20 protein-coding genes and 2 tRNA genes are annotated in these 19,611 nt (G+C 70.5%); 9 read left to right on the top strand and 13 right to left on the bottom strand.

The window, feature by feature from the left end:
* Positions 1-13: 13 nt before the first annotated feature.
* Positions 14-85: transfer RNA gene (locus tag HF323_RS06875), tRNA-Thr, on the top strand.
* A 33-nt stretch (positions 86-118) separates the two neighbouring features.
* Positions 119-192: transfer RNA gene (locus HF323_RS06870), tRNA-Met, on the top strand.
* 93 nt (positions 193-285) lie between these two features.
* Here the strand turns inward: HF323_RS06870 and HF323_RS06865 are convergent.
* From HF323_RS06865 to HF323_RS06830, 8 genes are all read right to left on the bottom strand, one after another.
* Entirely contained in the window at positions 286-726 is a 441-nt protein-coding gene (locus tag HF323_RS06865) for a VOC family protein (protein WP_169581822.1), read from the bottom strand.
* Between the two features lie 121 nt (positions 727-847).
* Positions 848-1,408: a dihydrofolate reductase family protein gene (locus HF323_RS06860; protein WP_169581821.1), complete on the bottom strand. Its 561-nt coding sequence runs from the start codon at positions 1,406-1,408 to the stop codon at positions 848-850.
* A 319-nt stretch (positions 1,409-1,727) separates the two neighbouring features.
* Positions 1,728-2,357: a GNAT family N-acetyltransferase gene (locus HF323_RS06855; protein ID WP_169581820.1), complete on the bottom strand. Its 630-nt coding sequence runs from the start codon at positions 2,355-2,357 to the stop codon at positions 1,728-1,730.
* Positions 2,354-4,465 carry a penicillin acylase family protein gene (locus HF323_RS06850; protein ID WP_169581819.1) on the bottom strand — a complete coding sequence of 704 codons (2,112 nt, stop codon included), beginning with the start codon at positions 4,463-4,465 and terminating at the stop codon, positions 2,354-2,356. The genes HF323_RS06855 and HF323_RS06850 overlap by 4 nt, the downstream gene beginning before the upstream one ends.
* Before the next feature lie 4 nt (positions 4,466-4,469).
* A complete protein-coding gene (locus HF323_RS06845; protein WP_169581818.1) occupies positions 4,470-6,251 on the bottom strand; it encodes an IucA/IucC family siderophore biosynthesis protein in 1,782 nt (593 codons plus the stop codon).
* Positions 6,248-6,832 carry a GNAT family N-acetyltransferase gene (locus tag HF323_RS15710; protein WP_169581817.1) on the bottom strand — a complete coding sequence of 195 codons (585 nt, stop codon included), beginning with the start codon at positions 6,830-6,832 and terminating at the stop codon, positions 6,248-6,250. The genes HF323_RS06845 and HF323_RS15710 overlap by 4 nt, the downstream gene beginning before the upstream one ends.
* Positions 6,829-8,139 carry a SidA/IucD/PvdA family monooxygenase gene (locus tag HF323_RS06835; RefSeq protein ID WP_169581816.1) on the bottom strand — a complete coding sequence of 437 codons (1,311 nt, stop codon included), beginning with the start codon at positions 8,137-8,139 and terminating at the stop codon, positions 6,829-6,831. The genes HF323_RS15710 and HF323_RS06835 overlap by 4 nt, the downstream gene beginning before the upstream one ends.
* The gene (locus tag HF323_RS06830; RefSeq protein WP_169581815.1) at positions 8,136-9,635 is read right to left on the bottom strand and encodes a pyridoxal-dependent decarboxylase; all 1,500 of its coding nucleotides are present in this window, start codon (positions 9,633-9,635) and stop codon (positions 8,136-8,138) included. Before HF323_RS06830 ends, HF323_RS06835 begins: the two co-directional genes overlap by 4 nt.
* 145 nt (positions 9,636-9,780) lie before the next feature.
* Here HF323_RS06830 and HF323_RS06825 point away from each other — a divergent pair, with 145 nt between their 5' ends.
* Both HF323_RS06825 and HF323_RS06820 read left to right on the top strand, forming a co-directional pair.
* Positions 9,781-10,500, top strand: coding sequence for a phosphatase PAP2 family protein (locus HF323_RS06825; RefSeq protein WP_169581814.1), 720 nt, complete (start codon positions 9,781-9,783; stop codon positions 10,498-10,500).
* Between the two features lie 72 nt (positions 10,501-10,572).
* Complete coding sequence (locus HF323_RS06820; protein WP_169581813.1) at positions 10,573-11,373, top strand: DUF1206 domain-containing protein; 801 nt, start codon at positions 10,573-10,575, stop codon at positions 11,371-11,373.
* 57 nt (positions 11,374-11,430) lie between these two features.
* On the opposite strand, the gene HF323_RS06815 is transcribed toward HF323_RS06820, so the two are convergent.
* From HF323_RS06815 to HF323_RS06805, 3 genes are all read right to left on the bottom strand, one after another.
* Entirely contained in the window at positions 11,431-11,766 is a 336-nt protein-coding gene (locus HF323_RS06815; protein WP_169581812.1) for a hypothetical protein, read from the bottom strand.
* 36 nt (positions 11,767-11,802) lie between these two features.
* Positions 11,803-12,750 (bottom strand): hypothetical protein, encoded by a 948-nt coding sequence (locus HF323_RS06810; protein WP_169581811.1) that lies wholly within the window; start codon positions 12,748-12,750, stop codon positions 11,803-11,805.
* A gap of 74 nt (positions 12,751-12,824) precedes the next feature.
* Entirely contained in the window at positions 12,825-13,148 is a 324-nt protein-coding gene (locus tag HF323_RS06805) for a helix-turn-helix transcriptional regulator (protein WP_169581810.1), read from the bottom strand.
* A 32-nt stretch (positions 13,149-13,180) separates the two neighbouring features.
* On the opposite strand from HF323_RS06805, the gene HF323_RS06800 reads away from it, so the two are divergent.
* Positions 13,181-13,717, top strand: a complete 537-nt coding sequence (locus tag HF323_RS06800; protein ID WP_169581809.1) for a helix-turn-helix transcriptional regulator — start codon at positions 13,181-13,183, stop codon at positions 13,715-13,717.
* An 11-nt stretch (positions 13,718-13,728) separates the two neighbouring features.
* The gene (locus HF323_RS06795) at positions 13,729-14,235 is read left to right on the top strand and encodes a hypothetical protein (RefSeq protein WP_169581808.1); all 507 of its coding nucleotides are present in this window, start codon (positions 13,729-13,731) and stop codon (positions 14,233-14,235) included.
* 33 nt (positions 14,236-14,268) lie between these two features.
* Here HF323_RS06795 and HF323_RS06790 read toward each other — a convergent pair whose 3' ends face one another.
* Both HF323_RS06790 and HF323_RS06785 read right to left on the bottom strand, forming a co-directional pair.
* Positions 14,269-15,993 (bottom strand): amidase, encoded by a 1,725-nt coding sequence (locus tag HF323_RS06790; RefSeq protein ID WP_169581807.1) that lies wholly within the window; start codon positions 15,991-15,993, stop codon positions 14,269-14,271.
* Between the two features lie 118 nt (positions 15,994-16,111).
* Positions 16,112-17,146: an agmatine deiminase family protein gene (locus HF323_RS06785; RefSeq protein ID WP_169581806.1), complete on the bottom strand. Its 1,035-nt coding sequence runs from the start codon at positions 17,144-17,146 to the stop codon at positions 16,112-16,114.
* Between the two features lie 66 nt (positions 17,147-17,212).
* On the opposite strand from HF323_RS06785, the gene HF323_RS06780 reads away from it, so the two are divergent.
* The 3 genes from HF323_RS06780 to HF323_RS06770 all read left to right on the top strand — a co-directional run bounded on the left by HF323_RS06780 (position 17,213) and on the right by HF323_RS06770 (position 19,528).
* Complete coding sequence (locus tag HF323_RS06780) at positions 17,213-17,836, top strand: TetR family transcriptional regulator C-terminal domain-containing protein (RefSeq protein WP_169581805.1); 624 nt, start codon at positions 17,213-17,215, stop codon at positions 17,834-17,836.
* A gap of 67 nt (positions 17,837-17,903) precedes the next feature.
* A complete protein-coding gene (locus tag HF323_RS06775) occupies positions 17,904-18,446 on the top strand; it encodes a cysteine hydrolase family protein (RefSeq protein WP_169581804.1) in 543 nt (180 codons plus the stop codon).
* 110 nt (positions 18,447-18,556) lie between these two features.
* Positions 18,557-19,528 (top strand): DUF389 domain-containing protein, encoded by a 972-nt coding sequence (locus tag HF323_RS06770; protein ID WP_211160322.1) that lies wholly within the window; start codon positions 18,557-18,559, stop codon positions 19,526-19,528.
* The last annotated feature ends 83 nt before the right edge of the window (positions 19,529-19,611 follow it).

The raw sequence follows: 19,611 nt of genomic DNA, 5'->3' as shown, positions 1-19,611 counted from the left end.
ATGCGGGCAGCACGCCCCGATAGCTCAGTGGCAGAGCACTTCCATGGTAAGGAAGGGGTCGTCAGTTCAATCCTGACTCGGGGCTCGCAGCATTCAGTTTCGCGACCGGATGCCTCGCGGCAGGGTAGCTCAGTTGGTGAGAGCGCACGACTCATAATCGTGAGGTCGCGGGTTCAAGCCCCGCTCCTGCTACAGGTCGAAACCCCCGGATTTCCGGGGGTTCTCTGTTTTGCGCACCCCGGGAGAGCGGCGGTTGTCGCCATAGGCCGCCGCGGGGCGGCGGGGCTATGCGTCGTCGCCGCGGCGAGTCTCGGCGAGGGCCGATTCCGAGAACTGGTCCGCGAACTCGCCTGTCGGCGGGATCGGGGTGATGACGTCGATGAGGACGCCGTCGGGGCCGGCGAAGATGGCATGGCGCTGACCGAAATCCTCCGAGCGCAGGGGCAGCGCGGGCGTGAGCCCGGCGTCGACGAGGCGAGCGTGCACGGCGTCGACATCGTCGACCTCGAGGTTCAGCAGTAGGCCTCCGGCGGGGCTCCCGCGGAAACCCTCCGGGATCGTGGGATGGGTCGCATCCAGGACGGCGAGCTCGTGGGTACCTCGCTTGAGGCTGACATACCAGTCCGACTCGAAGGTGACCTCGAAGTCGAAGTGCGTTCGATAGAAGCGGGCGGTGGTCGCGACATCCGTCGTCATCAGCACCGGATAGAGACTCGTCAGGTTCACGGGATGTCCTCTCGTCGATGGTTCCCACGGTATGCCGACCGTGCGACGTCCCCCCGTGTGATCGATGACGAGGGAGTCGGTGACCCGGCGTGCCGGCACGACTTCCGGCACGAGGAGGGCGTCACTCGCGGGGTCGGTATCGCAGGGCGACCGCGCCCGAACGGAACTCGTGGCGACCGATGAGCTCGAGCTGGATGCGCTCGCGCAGCCCCGCGAGCAGGGTCGGCCCGTGTCCGGCGAGTACCGGCTGCACGAGGAACTCGTACTCGTCGATCAGGCCCAGATCCGCCAGCGCCGTGGGGAGGGTCACGCCACCCACGTACAGGCCTTCGCCCGGCTCGTCCTTGAGCCGCTGGACCGCCTGGCTGAGGTCGTCGCGCACCAGTTCGGCATTCCAGTCGGCTTCGGACAGGGTGCTCGACACGACGTACTTCTTCGCGCGGTCGATGGTCTCGGCGAACGGGACCTCCCACTCGCGCATCCAGTCCGGCCATGTGCCCGAGTCCGGCCGGCGCCACGCCGACTCCATCATCTCGTAGGTCACCCGGCCGAACAGCAGCGCGTCGGCCGATCCCATCTTCTCCGTCCAGTAGCGCATCGAATCCTCGTCGGGGGCGACTCCGGCCTCATGATGACAGCAGCCGTCGAGCGTGACGTTGATCGCATATCGAAGCGGTCTCATCCTCGTCGCTCTCCCTTGGTGCGAAGCGAGCGTTGAGCCGAGACGCTACTCGTCGACGACGGACGCTCGCAAGGGTGACGCGATCAGCCGGCGCGCGACGCGCCGTGGCGCGGATGCCGGGCTACCGGCTTGCGACCCGATAGGTTCGCATCGCGGGTGTCCCCAGCACGCGCAGCGGAGTCCGAACCCCGAACCGGCTCCGTAGACCGCGATCTTCTCCATGGGGGAGGGATACAACGGTCGGCTGGGCTCCGGGTGGCGTCTCCAGCTCCCGGAGCCCGGCAAATCGGGATCCGGAGCCACCCGCTTCAGGCTTGCTTCAGTCGGCTGACCGGGTGGCCGGCTCGTCCGCAGCCTGCCGCGCTTCCCAGTCGCCGCGCGTGAGGAAGGCGAGCCGGCCGGACTTGTCCGGCAGCTCGACCCGAGGGCCGAGGGTGAAGCCGAAGAGGCGTGCACGGGCGACGGCCCGCTCGTTGTCGACATCCGGTTCGATCACGACCCGCTGCGCTCCCGGCGCCGCGAACACGAACGCGGCCAGCGCCTGGCCGACGCGCGTGGTGAAGCCGCGCACCGGCGCTCCGCGATCGCCGAGCAGGAAGTGGATGCCCACATCGCCGGGCTGGGCCTCGTAGACCAAGCCGAGCGGATCGTTTTCGGGCTCGTACGTCTGGAGCAGCACGATCGGCAGCCCGTCGCGCCGGACGAGGAACGCGTGATGGCTGGAGAGGCTGTCGACGTAGGCGTACAGGTCGCGGAGCTCGGTGCGAGAGAGCTCACTCAGGCCCCAGAAACGGGAGGCCGGTGCGGTCACCCACCGGTGGATCACGTCCAGGTCGGTCACCGGGTCGAGCACACTGATCTCGATGCGCCCGAGCGCGGGGTCCTCAGCGGTGTGGACCACGTCACCCGCCGCGCCGGTCACGAGGCGGCCGGTCGACGTCCCGGTCATGACTCGCCGGCCGCGTCGTCGAGGTGCAGCCGCTCCCAGTCGGTGACGACGCGATGCGGCCTCACCTCGGCCCAGGCCGGCAGCTGGTCGGCGAAGTGCGGCGAGGCGGGGTCGCCGGATGCGCCGAACGGCACGCTCCAGACGCTCCGCTCCCGGTCGGCCAGGTCCCACGCCCATCGAGCGACCGATCCGCGCCAGCTGCGGTCGGTCGCGCCGGGAACCGACCCCGTGCAGCGGACGGTGTCTCCGTCGCCGGACAGCGCCACGTCGAGCGCCGCGGCCGGATCCGCCGCGCCCGGCGCGCCCGGCAGGCCCGATAGGACGTGCAGTGGCAGAAGGCGATGCGTCTCGCCCCACTCCGCCGCGTCGGCGGCTTCGTCGAGCGCATCGCAGACGATCGCGTCGACCTCGCCGGCGAACGCGGGATGAGCCAGCAGCCGGGGAAGCGCCGCGGCAACCTGGGTCGTCACATCGAGCCACGGCGCAACGGCCGCCCCCATCCCGTGCGGTGCCCGCAGCGGCTCCAGCGCCGGGTGCGAGACCACTCGCCGAACCAGCCCCGCGCGCCACGCGGCGAACGCGCCGGCGGCGGGGGACGAGGCATCCATCCTCCGGTCCCACGCGGCGAGCCGCTCCCGCACCGCCGCGGCGCGGGCGGGAAGCTCGACGGACGGCAGGAACGGCAGCAGCGCGGCGGCCGACCCGCTCGCGGTGTCGCCCCAGATCGGCGGGAAGTCCTCGACGGCACGCGGCTGCAGCTCGGCGATCAGTGTGCGGATCCGGTTCGCGCGATGCGGTGCCGGGTAGGCCCAGCCGAGGTCGATCTCGGGCCGGGCGGGGTGTTCGTTCGCGTCCACGGCGGAGTCGGGGACGGATGCCGCAGCCACCGCCGCCCGGGCGCCCGCAGATCTCGCGACGTCCGCCTGCAGCGGCAGCCGCCGCTCGGCGCGAGGGCGATCGGGTGTCACGCCCACCGTCACCGAGAGCACCGTGCCGCTGCGGTCGGCGGCGAGCACGCGATTGACGGGATCGACCCAGCGCGAGAACGCCGCCGCGACGTCCTCCGCGGTGTGCGCGCGCAGCAACGGCAGCAGAGCGCCCGCCCCGAGATCGCCGTCGTATCGGGCGGGCATGCGGACGCTCCACCCGACGAGCTCGTCCCCCTCGTGGTGCAGGTCGGTCACGATCGTGCCGCGCTCGGTCTCGAGCGCCTCGACGTCGACGTCATCGCCGCCGCGCACGCGCACGGTGGAGTGCTCGACGTCGACCGTGCGCCAGCCGTCGGCGCCCAGCGCCTCGTACCCGTCGCCGATGGGGCGCAGCCGCTCCCGGAACACGTCGACGCTGTGGGCCATCGCGTTCGTCACGCCCCACGCCGCCTTCCCCGAGTGGCCGAAGTGCGGGACTCCCGGCACACCCGGGAACGCCAGACCCACGACGTCGAACTCGTCGCACGCGAGGCGCACCTGCTGGTACACGCCGGGCAGCTCGAAGATGCGGTGCGGGTCGCCGGCGAGCAGGGGCATCCCGCTCTCCGTCCTCGACCCGTGCAGCGCCCACGCGTTGCTGCCGGATGCCGGCAACGTCTCGCCGCCGGTGTCGCCGTAGCCGGCGAACACGTCGACCCACTCGTCGCCGAGCGACGAGGCGACGTGCTGCCGCCACAGCAGGACCGTGAAAGGTGAGAACAGGGCGTGTGCGACGTGGAGGACGCCCAGCGGATCGTGGTCGTCCCACGGTTCGAGCGGCCGGGAGTCGCCGAAGAGCCGGTCGAGCTCGCCGAACTCCGGCGCCGCGCCGCCGCCCGCCGCCATGCCGGAGCGGACGCCGTCGGCGTACCGGGTGACGAAGGCGCGGGTCGAGGCATCCGTCCTCTCCATCGCCCGACGAGCGGTGTCGTCGATCCGCGCCCGGCGCGCGAACACGTCCCAGCCGATCCCGGCCGCGCCGATGAGCTCGGACAGCCGACCCGACGCGCGCAACCGGTCGACCTCGATCTGCCAGCCCCGGTCGCGAGCGGTCACCCTGCCCTGAGCCTCAGCCAGATCTTCGGCGTTCGCCGCCCGGATGTGCGGGATCCCGAGATCGTCGCGATAGACCTGCGCCATGCGGTCAGGCTCCCACAGCGGCGGGCCGGCGCACAGGCACGCGCGAGCGCGCGATCGGGTTCGGCATCGTCCCGGCGTACAGCAGCGATGCGGACTGGTTCGCGAGATCGACCATCTGGAGTGTGTTGCGCAGCTGCAGACGGTTGAGGCACGAGTGCGAGAAGCGCTCGGCGCGCAGATCGACACGAGAGTCCAGATCCGGATGCTCCGCCGCATGCTCGTCGATGATCGCCGCGGCGATCCGCCAGAACTCCGCCTCCGGCAGCGTGCCGTCGACGTGCAGGATGCCGGCGAGATGACGCAGCACGCCGTCGAACACGTCGGTGAAGATCGCGAGGGCCTTCTCGTCGTCATCGACGGGCGACACGACTCGGCGCACCTCGTCGGGCACGGCGCGGTCGGCGAGGAGCGCAACCTCTTCGCCGATGTCCTTCATGAACACGCCCACCGGAACGTGCTCGCGCAGGATGAGGATGAGGTTCTCGCCGTGGGGCATGAAGGCGAGGTCGTGCGCGAGCAGGCAGTGCACGAGCGGTCGCAGATACGCGGCGAGGTACGCGTGCACCCAGTCGGCTGCGGGGACGCCGGATGCCCGGATGAGCGCCGTCGCGAACGACCGGCCGTCGGCGTCCCGGTGCAGCAGCGACGCCATCGTCGCGAGGCGCTCCCCGGCCGCGAGGCGCGGCACAGGGTTCTCGCGCCACAGCGCCGCCAGCATCTTGCGGTGCGCCGACGGCGCCGGCGTGCGGTGATACGCGTCGCCGGTGTAGCCGATCGACGCGCACTCGCGCAGCACGCGGAACCCCGCCGCCTGCAGCGTCTGATCGGCCGCCACGAGTTCGGCGACCCAGTCGTTGATGGCGGGGGTCACGCGCATATAGGCCGGAGAGAGACCCCGCAGGAACCCCATGTTCTGTACGGCGAGAGCAGTCTTGACGTACATGCGGCCGGGCGTGCTGACATTGAACATCGTGCGCACCGACTGCTGCGCCGCGTACTCATCGTCGCTCTCGCCGATCAGCACGAGGTCGCGCCGGGCGAGGTCGGGGGCGAAGGTGACCGCGATGCGGTTCTCCCACTGCCACGGGTGCACCGGCAGCAGATGGTAGGCGGACGGGTCTTCGCCGAGCTCTTCGAGGCGCGCGGTGAAGCGGGCGCGTTCGGCCCCGGAGAGCTCGCCCGCGACGAGGGATGCCTCGTCCGTCCCGGCGCCGAGCGCGAGGTGCGATCTCGACCGGCGCGCCGCGAGCCACACCAGCCGGAACGGGCGGCCTGCCTCGGGAGCGTACGCAGTGTAGTCCGAGGCCCCGAAGCCGATGCGGCCGTTGTTGGCCACGAACCCGGGGTGCCCCTCGGTCATGGCGGCCTCGATCGTCTGGAAGTCGGCGCCGACGAGCGCGTCGGCCGCCGGGCCGCCGCGGGCGATCTTGAAGGATGCCGCCGCCAGGGTCGAGGCGATCTCCTCCAGGTAGATCGGCAGCAGGGCATCCGAGAGCCCGAGCACGGGCTGGAGCTCGAGGATGAGCGCCTGCGCGTCGAGATCGGCGGGCCGTCCGTCGACGAAGCGGGCGAGGCTCGCCTCGTCGATGATCCAGTGCTCCAGAGCCGTGCGCACCGCCGAGAAACGGTACTCCACGCCCGCGATCGGAGCGATGCGCCAGCCCGCCGCGGCCGGCTCGGGGGTGAGCAGGCGCTCGTGGGTGAACTCGGCGATCGCCTTCGCCACCAGGTGGCGCTGTGCGCGCTCGAGGTTCGCGGGGGACAGGTGGGAAGCGGAAGAGATCATGCGAAGAACTTCCTGGCGGCGACCGCCAACTCGGAACGGCGGTGGTCATCGGGGGTGCAGGTGGAGAGCACGGCGGTCTTGAGGTGCCCGCCGCCCTCGTCGATCGACACGTATCGCCGTTCGACGAAGCCCGCCCGCACGTTCTTGCGGCGGATGCGGTCGTTTCGGGCATCCGGCTCCACCACCACACGCCGCGCGCCGAGCTCGTCGAAGCACCACGACATGACGGCGGCGAACACGGCGTCGGTGAACCCGTGGCGCGGGTCGCCGCCGGGCGGCGCGATGAGGATGTGCATGCCGAGGTCGCCCGGCAGTGCGTCGTGGACCTCGCGCAGCAGCACCTCGGCAGGATCGTACGTCTCGGCGTAGAACGCCGGAGCGCCGTCGACGAGCCCCAGCCACGGGCTCTGATGCGGGTGGGCGGCGATCGACGAGAGGTAGGAACGGACGGCGCCGGGGGAGGAGTCGCTCATCCCCCAGAACGCACCGTGCGGGTCGGTCAGCCAGCCGTGGACGACGGCGGCGTCGCGCGACGGATCGGCGGCGACGATCTCGATGGCCGCCGTGGGTGTTCGGCTCACCGCGACGCCCCCGCGGCGGCCATCGCGTCGACGGGCACCCCGAAGTCCTGGAAGGCGATGCGCCGCTCGATCGGGTACACCTCGCGGCCCAGGATCGAGGCGAGGATCGACGAGTTGCGCCACGCGCCGAAGCCGAGATCGGGCGCCGTTAGTCCGTGCGTGTGCTCCTCGCCGTTCTGCACGAAGACGCGGCCGCGCCCGCCGTCCACCGTGTAGTCGCGCGCGACCTCCAGACGGCCGAGCGCGTCGTGGTCGAGCCGCTCGGCGATCGGCGCCAGGAAGGGCGGTGTCTCGGCGGCGTAGCCGGTGGCCAGCACGATCGACGCCGTCTCGCGCTCATGCTCTCGGTCGAGCTGACCGTGACGCAGGCGCAGCCGGAAGCGCTCGCCGTCCCACGCGGCATTCGTGACCTCGGTGTCGGTCAGCAGCGTCGTCGGCACGGGACCGCCCGCGCTCAGGCGGTACAGCGTGTCGTAGATGTCGTCGATGAGGTCGGCGGAGATGCCCTTGTACAGGCTGCGCTGCTCGCGACCGAGCTGCTGACGCATGCCGAGAGGGAGGGCGTGGAAGTGATCGGTGTACTCGGGCGAGGTCATCTCGAGGGTGAGCTTGGTGTACTCCATCGGGAAGAACCGCGGCGAGCGGGTGATCCAGTCGACGCGGCATCCGTCGCCGACGGCGTCGAGCAGATCGCGGTAGATCTCCGCCGCCGACTGCCCGCTGCCGACGATGGTGATGGATCCCGAGGCGCGCAGCGCGTCACGGTGGTCGAGGTACTCCGAGCTGTGGATCGCGAGCCCGCGGAGGCCCCGCAGGGCGGGCGGGATGACGGGCCGCGTGCCGACTCCGAGAACGACGTGGCGGGCCAGGAACTCGCTCTCCTCACCGGTGTCGGTGCGCATCGCGCGCACGACGTACACGTCGAGGGCGGCGTCGTGCTCGATCGCGACGACCTCCTGGTTCCAGTGGAGGTTCGGCAGCTGCGCGGCGGCCCAGCGGCAGTACGCGTCGTACTCGGCGCGGAGGGCGTAGAAGCTCTCGCGGATGTAGAAGGGGTACAGCCGACCCGTGTGCTTCAGCCAGTTGACGAACGAGAACCGCGACGTCGGATCGGCCATCGTGACGAGGTCGGCGAGGAACGGCACCTGGATCGTGGCGCCCTCGATCATCATCCCGTGGTGCCAGCGGAAGCCGTCGGCGCGGTCGAGGAACACCGCATCCAGCCCGGTCGGCTCGCTCAGGCACGCAAGTCCGAGGTTGAACGGGCCGATGCCGACGCCGACCACGTCGTGCACGCGGGCGCTCATGCCGTCGCCTCGGCACCGGCGAAGGCCTCGTCGAGGTCGGGGGCGATGCCGGCGAGGGTGGTCGCGGCATCCTTCACCATGTTCAGAATGCGGTGGACGTCGCTCAGCGTGGTCGCTGGATTGAGGAGAGTGAGCTTCAGGCAGGGCCGTCCGTCGATGACCGTCTTCGCGACGAGCGCGCGGCCCGACTCGAAGAGCACGCGCCGTACGCCGGCGACGAGGGCGTCGCGCGTCGCGTCGTCGGCGCCGTCCGGCCGCACGCGGAACAGCACGGTGCTCAGCTGGGTGCGCCCGACGAGCTCGAGCTCGGGATCGGCGTCGATCTCATCGCTCACCGCCTCGGCGAGGTCGATGACCGTGTCGAAGAGCTCGCCGATCCGGTCGGCGCCGAGGGCGCGGAGCGTCACCCACAGCTTGAGCGCGTCGAAGCGCCGCGTGGTCTGCAGCGAGACGTCGACCTGATTCGGCTCGTCGTTCTCGACCGGATTGAGGTAGTCGGCGTGCCATGCCCCGGCGGCGAGGTCGCGGGGTTCGCGCACGAGCAGTGCGCTCGACGAGACCGGCTGGAAGAAGCTCTTGTGGAAGTCGACCGTCACCGAGCGGGCACGCTCGATGCCGGCGAGCAGGTGGCGCCTGCGTCGCGAGACGAGGAGGCCGCACCCGTACGCCGCGTCGACGTGCAGCCACACGCCGTGCGCCTCGCAGACCTGCGCGATCGGCGGCAGCGGGTCGATCACGCCGCGGTCGGTCGTGCCGGCGGTCGCCACGACAGCCATGGGTACGCGGCCGGATGCCTCGGCCGCCCGCAGCGCGTGAGCGAGAGCAGCGGCGCCCATGCGGCCGTCGGCATCGGCCGGCACCTCGATGACCGCGTCGTCTGCGAGGCCGAGCAGCAGCGCCGACTTGGCCACGCTGAAGTGGCTCGACGCGGTGGCGAAGATCACGAGCCGCCCGAGAGTCCGCTGCCGGGGGGCGTCGGTCTCGCCGAGCGCGGCCTCGCGGGCGAGGAGCAGCGCGTGGAGGTTGGACTGCGTGCCTCCGGACGTGAAGACGCCCCCGCCGTGCGTGAACCCCACCCGCCCGGCGGCCCAGTCGATCAGGCGGCGCTCCATGAGGGTGCCGACCGCGGACTGGTCGTAGGTGTCGACGGACGTGTTGACGGCGGCGAGCACGGTCTCGGCGGCCACGGCGGGAAGCGCCACCGGGCAGTTCAGGTGCGCGGCGTACGCAGGGTCGTGGAACCAGACGGCGTTCTCGAGGAACAGCTCGTCGATCTCGCGGATGGCGGCGGACGAACCGACACCCGCGCCGTCAAGGGCGACGTCGTCGACCAGGCGCTGAAGCTCGGCGCGCGAGGCTCCCGAGAAGGGCTGGTCCGTCGTCGCGAACCGGTGAGCCACTCTCGCCGACGTCTCGGCGATGAGTGAGCCATAGACCGCGGCAGTGGGGCGCGTGAGCAGGTCGAGCACGGCGAGACTCTCCTTCAGGTTAGGCATGCCTACCCTAATGAATTCCGCCGATTCCCGCACACCGCGATGTAACACGACGCCCGCGCCCGCGGTCAGGGAGCGGGATCATACACATCAGCGTGTCGAGCCGGAGGCGTTTGCCGAGCGGCCCGCGGCCTGCGACGATTCCTCCATGGGTGAGGGTCCGCAGGGGCCGGGGCGTCCGACGACGGATGCCGCCGCAGCCGACGCAGAGCAGGAAGAGACGATCGCCGAGATCGACGAGCGGCGGACCATCGCGCTCGTCGTCGGGGTTGCGGCCACCGTCGCCTTCGTCGTGCTTCGCACCGTCGTCGCGCTGGGGGACCATCAGCCCCTGCCCATGGATGTGTGGTGGAACGGGGTGATGGAGTCCACCGCGAGCGATGCCGGGCTGTTTCTGGCGTGGATCCCCGCGATCGTCGGCGGCACCGTCGGCATGATCGTCATCGGCATCCTGCTCGTCGGGCTGTTCCTCTGGCGTCGACGGCCCTGGGACGCGATCACACTCGCGAGCGCGATCGTGCTCGTCGTGGCGATCGGTGCGCCGATGGCCGCTGTCATCGCCCGGCTGCGACCGCAGGACTCGCTCGCCGAGCAGGTGCCGACGTCGTTCCCCTCCGGTCACACCGCTGTCGCGACGACGGTCGCGGTCACGCTCGGACTGTTGCTGCGCCGCTGGTATGTGTGGGCGGCGGGCGTGATCTGGGTGATCTACATGATGTGGTGCCGGACCTACCTGCACGCCCACTGGCTGAGCGACGTGATCGCCGGTCTGCTCGAGGGGATCGCCGTGGCAACCCTCGTCTGGGTCGCGGTCGAGGCGCTCCGGGACCGCCGAGCGGTCCGCTCGACCAGCACGCGTGAGGCGTGACGGAGTCACCCCTGAAACCCGCGGAAAAGCAAGTCCTCGCGCCATGATCCTCACGGTGGATACAGTTCCCGCATGACCAACGCGAAGTCCGCCGCACACGTCGTGCAGAGCTCCACCGTCTTCCGCACCGTCGCCCGCATCGGATACGTCGTGCTAGGGATCGTCCACATCGTGATCGGGGTCCTCGCGGTCTCGATCACCGCGGGCGGAGGACAGAACGCCGACCAGGGTGGGGCGATGGAGCAGATCCGCAGCATCCCTCTGGGCGTCCTGCTGCTGTGGGTCATCGCACTCGGACTGTTCGCCCTCGCGCTGTGGCAGATCGCCGAGGCCGTCGTCGAGCGCGACCCCGACACCAAGAAGAAGTGGGGACGGCGGGCGAAGTTCATCGGCACCGCCCTGGCTTACATCGCGATCGCGGTCACCGCGCTGGTGTACGCGCTCGGCGGGCGATCGGACTCCTCCTCCTCGACGCAGACCTTCAGCGCCCAGCTGATGGCGACCCCCGGCGGGGTCGCGCTGCTCGTCCTGGTCGGGCTCGGCGTCCTGGCGATCGGCATCGCGTTCATCGTGCGAGGGTTCACGCAGGCGTTCGAGAAGCATCTCGACCTTCCCGACGGCAAGACCCGCAAGGGGATCGTCGCGTTCGGCACGGTCGGCTACGTCGCCAAGGGGATCGCTGTCGGCGTCACCGGCGTGCTGTTCGTCGTCGCGGCCCTCACGCACGATACCCAGGCGGCGGGCGGCCTGGACTCCGCTCTTCACACGCTCGCCGAGCTTCCCTTCGGTGTGCTGATCCTGTGGGTCGTCGGCGGCGGCCTCGTGATCTACGGGCTCTTCTGCTTCGCGCGCGCTCGGTACGCCCGCATGTGATCGAACGGGTGGGCGGATGCCGCGGCACCCGCCCACCCGGCAGTTCGGCGGGCCTCGTCAGGGGCAGGCCTTGTCCACCTCGGCCAACCGCCTCGGGTGCAGGATCCACATCGCTGCGCGCCGCCAGTAGCCGACCCCCTGGAGAAGCGGGTGGTCACGCAGGCGCGCGGCTGTGATGAGCACTGTCGAGAGGATCGCCACGGTGATGAAGATCGGGGCGATCCACGGCCGGGAGTTCGACCACGGGACGGCGAGCGCGACGAAGACGGCAACCGTGCCCGCGTTGGCCACGGTCTGCGGCCATCGCTCGCCGTATGCGGCGTTGATCCCCACCGACACCCCCAGAACGAGGGTGGCGGTGTAGACGCCCCATGCATCAAGAAGCTGGTGCACGTGTCAGTCCCTTCAGCTCGGCCCGCTGGGGCCTCGTCAGCAGGTCACTCGCCAGATCGTGCCCGGGGCCGGCACGGCGTTGAAGAACAGACAGGTCTTGGGATTCTCGCCGTTGGCGATCGCGGCCTGCGCTGCGATATAGCCGGCATAGACTCCGCACGCGATTCCGAGCGCCGGTGCGTTCTTCACGAATGCCGCGCACATCGTCCCCGCCATGGCGTAGTTCGCGGACTGTCGCGTCTCGTCGCGGGTGAGCTTCATGCCCCATCCTGCGTTGATCCACCGCCAGGATGGATCCGCGACGATCGGGTATGCGACATCGGCCGGGGCATCCACCACCTGAATCAACTCATCGCCGCGCGCGACGTAGCGGGTGCTGACCGGGTCGCCGTTCGCGTCGACGGCCCACGCCGCCCCCACCGGCACGACGTCTCCCGCGTCGCTGATGAAGTATGCGCTGCCGTCCGAGGCGACATGCGGGACGAATCCCTCCAGGCGATAGCCGAACTCGTGATCGCTCTGGGCGTCAGCGAGGATCGTCTGCACCCTGGTCGAGCCGTCGGCGAGCGTCTGGATCGCGATCGCGTCTTCGAGGGATCCGCGAGTGGACCCCTCACCGCCGAACACCACGGTGCCGTCGTCTGCAACCGCTCCCGCTCCCGAGACGAACCCCTCCGGAAGCTCGATGCTGGTCTCGATCTCGCCGTCGAGCCCTTCCACCGTGACGACGACCTCGTCGGGAGCACCCAAGGGCACCTCCACTGTTGCCGGGGCCAGTTCGGTGACCGACGCGCCGCCGGAGACGCGGTTGTCTACGACGTGACCCGGATCGGGTGCCACATCCGCGACGTGGGCGGCCACCACGTCGGCCACCCCCAAGCCGGGCGGGGGTGCGGGAGTGGCGTAGGCGGATCCGCTCCCGATCAGCAGGAGGGTCGTCGTCAGGCAGATGCCAGTGGTCAGCTTGGTTCGTCGGTGGTTCACGTGCGCTCTCTTCGTTCGATGTGGTGGGCGGTGTCGTGTGCGGCGTCGGCCGCGAGCATGAAGTGGATGTTCGGTCAGTGCGTCGTCGTGCCTCCCTCCGTCGATCGAGGCGTGGCCCCCTCTGCGGGGCTGTCGAACAGCGCGTCGGACAGCACCGATGCAGCGAATCCGAGCCATGCGCCAGAGGCGTGCGTGTCGCCGGATTCCACGCGAACCAGGTAGGACTCCGAAACGTTCGTCAGCTCCGCGACTCGCGCCGTGGAGAGGCCAGCGCGCTCCCGAAGTGTGCGGAGCACGGTCCCTGGCGTCTGGTTCATGACAGGAAAGAGAATATAGCTTTTTCCTCTTCGGAACCCAGCCTGTGGAGAAAATATCTGAAGGAAGTTGCCGATTTCCACGGCACAAGGGAAAGAGTGCTAGCTTTGCGGACATGACGGCCGACGAAGAGCGGAAAGACCTGGCTCTCACCAGGTACGCGATCGAGAAGGCGGATCACCGCGAGCGACTGTCTTATGCGGCCGTGCTCGCGGATCTGATCCAGCGGAGCAGCCTTCTGCAGAAGGAACTCGCCGAGGCGTCGGGCGTGACGGCGCGGACGATCCGGAACATCGTCCAGGGCAAGAGCGCCCCCCAGGCGGACAAGATCCTGGCACTCCTGCGAGCACTCGATGTCGACGTCGACGGCGACGACGACCTGGACGTGCGTCCGTACACCAAGATGCTGGCGCAGGTCATTCGACGCATCGCAGGGGAACACCGAGCCGCGGCTGTCTCCGATGCGATCGGGGTGCTGTCCGATGCTGCCCTCGCACACCCCGACCAGGCCGTCCTCGCTCGGGTGACGAAGATCTCTCCGCCCGATGTCGGAAGGGGCGGACAGGATCTCGAGACGGCGCCGCTCGACCCCGCCGCACTCGCGGCGTCGACGGACGATTCGGCGGTCGATCCCGCCCGCGGGGAGAACTGAGGGAGCGGCAGATGAGTATCGCGCAGGACGCGATCCCCGCGCGGCCGGGCCGGGACGATCCTTCGCCTGCCTCGTCGGCGCCACGGATGTACGGCGTTCCCGGCTTCGACGACGATCCCGAAGCGTCCGACTACGATCCCTGGATTCACGCTGGCATGCTCGGCATACCCATCGTCTTTCGGGACGACCTGCCTGACCCCGAGATGGTCGCCTGTTACGCGCACGAATACCGTGCGATCTTCGTCAGACCGAACCTGCGAAGAGCGGTGGAGACGTGCGCGATCGCGCACGAGATCGTGCACTTCGAATACGGCGACGTCGGTGCCGACGAGATGCAAGAGGACCGCGCCGACCGCATCGCAGCGCGCCGGCTGGTTCGGCCGCGGCGCGTCGCCGAGTCGGCCGTCGTCACCGACGATGCTGCCGTCGTCGCACTCGATCTCGGTGTCACCGAGCGCGTCATGCGGACCTATCTCAGAACGCGCGCAGCGTCGCCCTTCGACGCCGGTCCGAAGTGAGCACGAGCCGCGGCATCCGGGCTCGGTTCGTGATCAGCCGCCCAGTGGCGGAGTGCGCGGCGGAGCGTGCCGGCGCGCACCCGTCGCCTCGAAGGCCGCAGCGAGGCGCAGCAGCGCCGTGTCGTCGTAGGCGCGGCCGGCGAACGTGAGTCCGACCGGCATGCCGATGTCGGCCATCCGCCCCATCGGCACCGTGACGGACGGGATGCCGAGGTGGCGCATCGCGAGGTTGCCGTTCGCGATCCACACGCCGTTGCGCCACCCCAGGTCGGCCGATGCCGGGTTCACGTCCATGTCGGCGGGTCCGACGTCGGCGACTGCCGGGAAGACGACGGCGTCCAGCCTGAGGGCGTCCATCCAGTCTTCGAGATCCAGGCGCCTCGTGTGCTCCAGGCCGCGCAGGCCGCCCTCGAGCTCGGGGATCTCGGTGAAGTGCTCCACCGGGTGCCGGCGGACATGCTCGGGGTACTCGGCGATGTCGTCATCGAACCCGGTGTAGCGGTCGGGGAGGGCGCCCTCCGGGTGAGGGAAGATCTGCGCGCCGTCGACGTCGGCGAGACGCGAGAGCGCCGGGTCGCCGTTGGCGCGCAGGAAGTCGTCCCAGGCCCACGCCGAGAGGTCGATGATCTCGCGCCGAAGGAACTCCGGCGTCACGAAGCCGCGACTCGAGATGGTGGCCGCGCCCGGACGGTCGCCCTCGTAGTTCGAGACGACGGGGAAGTCGACTTCGACCACGGTCGCGCCGTGTGCCTCGAGGGCACTCCGTGCCGCCTCCCACAGTGCGATGACCGAAGGGCGCGTGTCGATGCGCGTGCCGGTCGGACCTCCGATTCCCGGGGACTCGCCGGTGCCGGCATCCGGATCGGCGTTGATGTACATGCGGGGCACCCCGATGCGGCGACCCGCGAGGGTCGCGCCGGGGTCGGATGCCGCGGCTTCCCCCTCGTCGCGATACGACGCCGGTCGCACCTCCGACGCCCGCGGGAGTTCGACCCACGGCTGCGCGCGCCAGAAATCACCGCGCACCTCGGGGTCGTCCGCGACGACGACGTCGAGCACCTCGAGCAGGTCCGCCATCCTGCGGGTGTGCGGGACGACGACGTCCATGGTGGGCACGAGCGGCCAGTTTCCGCGCACCGAGATGATCCCGCGAGAGGGCGTGTAGGCGCACAGGGCGTTGTTCGAGGCGGGGCCGCGGCCGCTCGACCAGGTCTCTTCGCCCAGACCGAAGGCGGCGAAGCTCGCCGCGGTGGCTGTTCCGGATCCGTTCGACGAGCCCGACGCGAACGGCGCGGTCAAGTACTGCGCGTTGTACGGACTCTCGGCCCGGCCGTAGAGCCCGCGCTGCATGCCGCCGTTGGCCATCGGCGGCATGTTCGTGAGGCCCAGGCAGATCGCGCCGCCCGCGCGCAGCCGCTCGATCGTGAAGGCGTCGCGCTGCGCGACGAGGTCGGCGAAGGCGGGGCTCCCCGACGCGGCGGTGAGCCCGCGCACGAGGTAGCTGTCCTTCGCGGTGTACGGGATGCCGTCGAGCGGGCCGAGCGTGCGGCCGGCGGCGCGACGCGAATCGGATGCCTCGGCGTCGGCGAGCGCCTCGGGATTGTGCACGATGACGGCGTTGAGCTTCGTCTCGCTCTCGGGCCCGTCGTACGCCTCCATGCGCGCGAGGTAGGCGCGGACGAGATCGGCGCTCGTGACCCGGCCGCTCTCGAGCGCGGCACGCAGTTCGGCGATGGTCGCCTCGGTGACCTCGATCACGGCCGTCCTCCTCGGCTGACGCGTTTCGCGTCGGTCGCTGTGCTCCCTCGCTCAAGGGCCGGGCCGTGTCCGGTCGTCGAGCGAGCGGAGCGAGGCGAAACGCGCACGGGCGCCGGAATCACGACGACACCGCCGGCTGCTGCTGCGTGATGCAGTGGATGCCGCCGCCGCGCGCGAAGATCGGGCGGGCGTCGACGGTGACGACGCGTCGGCCGGGGTACGCGTCCGACAGGATGCCGCGGGCCGCGGCATCCGCTTCGTCCTCGCCGAATCCGCACGCGATGACGCCGTCGTTGACGACCAGGTGGTTGATGTAGCTCCAGTCGACGAAGCCCTCGTGGTCGCGGAGGGTGGCGGGAGCCGGGACGTCGATGATCTCGAACCGTCGTCCTGCCGCGTCGACCTCGTTCGCGAGGAGGGCGCGAAGCTCGCGCGTCACCTCGAAGTCGGGGTGTGCGGCGTCGGGCTGGTGATGCAGCAGCAGGCGCCCCGGAGACGGGATCGTGGCGACGATGTCGACGTGCCCGTTCGTCCCGAAGTCGTCGTAGTCGCGCGTGAGCCCGCGCGGGAGCCAGACCGCGCGCGTCGATCCGATCGTGCGAGCGAGCTCTGCCTCGACCCGCGCTCGGTCGGCGAACGGATTGCGGCGGGGGTCGAGCTGCACCGTCTCGGTGAGGAGGACCGTCCCCTCGCCGTCGACGTGGATGCCGCCGCCCTCGTTCACGAGCACCGAGCTGATGAGCTCAGCGCCCACCTCGGCCGCCACGAACCGGCCGATCTCGGCCGACTGCCGCCACTCGGCCCACGCCGGGGCACCCCAGCCGTTGAAGATCCAGTCGACGGCGCCGAGGATCCCCGGGCGATCGTCGTCCACGACGAACGTCGGGCCGAAGTCGCGCATCCAGAACTCGTCGAGCGGAGCCTCGACGATCTCGACCTCGCTCGACAGCATCCGACGCGCGCGCGAGAGCTCGGTCGGGTCGACCACCATCGTGACGGGCTCGAACTCGGCAACCGCGTGGGCGGTCGCCGTCCAGGCTGCGTAGCACTCCTCCTGCTCGGCGGGGGTGTCGCCCAGAGTCTGCCCGGCGCGTGGGAAGGCCATCCACGTGCGTTCGTGTCGTGCCGTCTCGGAGGGCATCCGCCAGCCCATGTGCCGTCCTCTCGTCCTTTGTTGATCACTTGATCAATTCGGGATCACGGTACAGAATCGACGGTGATGCCGTCAACAGTCACCCGCCGATCCGCCTCGGAGCGCGTCGCGCAGATCTCCGCCGCCGCCCAGGACCTGGCGCGCGAGGCGGGGCTGAGCGCCGTCACGCTGCGCGCCGTCGCGACCGAGATCGGGGTCGCCCCGGCTCTCGTCGCGCACTATGTGCCCAGCATGGACGAGCTGGTCGGCGACACGTTCGCCGCGATCGTCGGCGACGAACTGGCCGAGGTGGCGCAGCTCGCTCGCTCGCGCGGCACGGCGGCCGCGGCGCTCGCCGCGGTGCTCGCAACCCTCCTCGACGAGAGCCGCCGCGAGGTCACGCTGATCTGGGTGCAGAGCTGGTCGCTCGGCGGCCGGAACGAGACGCTCGCCGAGCGGGTGCGCGAGCAGATGGACGCCTGGCGCGGCTTCCTCGCCGGCGTCATCGACGAGGGCCGTGCCGCCGGCGAGTTCCGCTGCGCCGACCACGCCGCGATCGCGGGTCAGATCCTCGGAATGGTGGACGGACTCAACGCCCACTCCCTCGTGGCATGGCAGGACGCGTCCGAGCGCACGCGACTCCTGCTGACGTCGGTCGAGGCGATGCTCGACCTGCCGGCGGGCGCACTGGTCGGCCTGAGCCCCGTGTGAGCCTGTCGGGATCGCGCGCGGCTACGGTGGAAGGCCGCACCATCTCGCACGCTTCAGGAGGCGACGCATGACCCGGACCCTCGTCATCGTGGACATCCAGCGCGATTACTTCCCCGGCGGGGCGTATCCGCTGGTGGGATCGGATGCCGCGGCCGACCGTGCCGCCGCGCTGCTCGCCCGCCACCGGGCGAACCGGGAGCCGGTGGTGCACGTTCAGCACGAGAGCCGCGAAGCGGGGGCGTCGATGCTCGTGCCGGGCACGCCCGGCGGCGAGATCGACGCGAGGGTCGCCCCGCTCGAGGGCGAGACCGTGGTGCGCAAGACGCACCCGAACGCCTTCCTGGACACGACGCTGCACGACCGGCTGCGCGAGACCGGGGCATCCGATCTCCTCATCGTGGGGATGATGAGCAGCATGTGCGTCGACGCGACGGTTCGGGCTGCCGCCGACCTCGGGTTCACCGTCACGGTCGCCGCGGACGCCTGCGCCGCGCCCGACCTCGAGCATGACGGCGTGCGCGTGGGCGGCGCTCAGGTGCACGCCGCATTCATGGCCGCGCTCGGTTCCGCGTACGCCCGGGTCGTGCCCGCCGCCGAGCTTCTGGGCTGACCGCCGCCGCGCCGTCTCGCCCGCAACGGCGCCCGACAGTAGATTTCATCCTGTCGCACGACTCGTACTCGGGCCGGGGGAGCGAGGGCTGTATGAACACTGTGGCGCACATGCGCGACTCCGTCTTCTTCGAGGGGGAGGAGGCGCCCCACCGGCGCAGCAGGTTCTGGCTCCTGCTCGTGCTGTCGAGCGTGATCGCCGCAGCAGGCGTCGTGGCCGACTCCGATGCGACGGTGATCGGCGCCATGATCGTCGCCCCGCTCATGACGCCCATCCTCGGAATCGTGCTCGCGACGGTCCTCGGCGACCGCATCAATCTCCTGCGATCGTGGGCGTTCGTGTTCGCCGGCGGGCTCACCGCGATCGCCATCGGCTACGGCGTCGGATTCTTCGTCGCCGCACCCGTCATCGCGGCCACCGACCCGCAGGTCGCGCAGCGGGTCTCGCCCGACCTCATCGACCTGCTCGCGGCGCTCGCCACCGGGGCGGTCGGCGTGATCGCGCTCGTGCGGTCCGACATCTCCGACACCCTCCCGGGCGTCGCGATCGCCATCTCGCTCGTGCCTCCCCTGACCGTCGTGGGCCTGACGGCCCAGTCGCAGGCATGGGACCAGTCCCTCGGGGCGCTCCTGCTGTTCGTGACGAACGTCGCCGCCATCCTCGCGTCGGGGGTCGTGGTGCTCGCGGTCTATCGCGTGCGTGCGCGGGCGGATGCGTCGGCCGGCGTCACGCCTGCGGCTCGGCCGCGCTCGCCGCGGCGGTCGATCGCGTTCATCGCGGTGACGCTGCTCATCATCGCCGTGCCGCTCACCGTCACGTCGCTGCAGGCGACCCAGGACACGAACCTGGAGTCGCAGATCCGCTCGGCCGCCACGCCATGGGCAGAGGAGAACGGCTGGCTGATCGCCGGGATCACCGTGAACGACGATACGGCCGAGGTGCTGTTCACCGGGGCCTCGTCCGAGCCCGAGACATCGAGTCTCACGGCGGCGCTCGAGGACGCCGGAGTGGACCCCTCCCGCGTGACCGCGCAGTTCGTTCCGGCGTACACGGTCGAGCTCGACGCGCCGTCGTCGGACTAGACAGCGGCCCTCGGGCTGTCAAGCCCGTCGCGGCAGCGGGATCGCCTCGCCAGGCTCGAAGGGTGCCGCGATCGGCGGCGGAA

Origin of the sequence: Microbacterium sp. MF43 (assembly GCF_012847295.1) — a bacterium.
Classification (GTDB): Bacteria; Actinomycetota; Actinomycetes; order Actinomycetales; family Microbacteriaceae; genus Microbacterium.
This window is presented reverse-complemented; position numbering and strand designations above follow the sequence as displayed.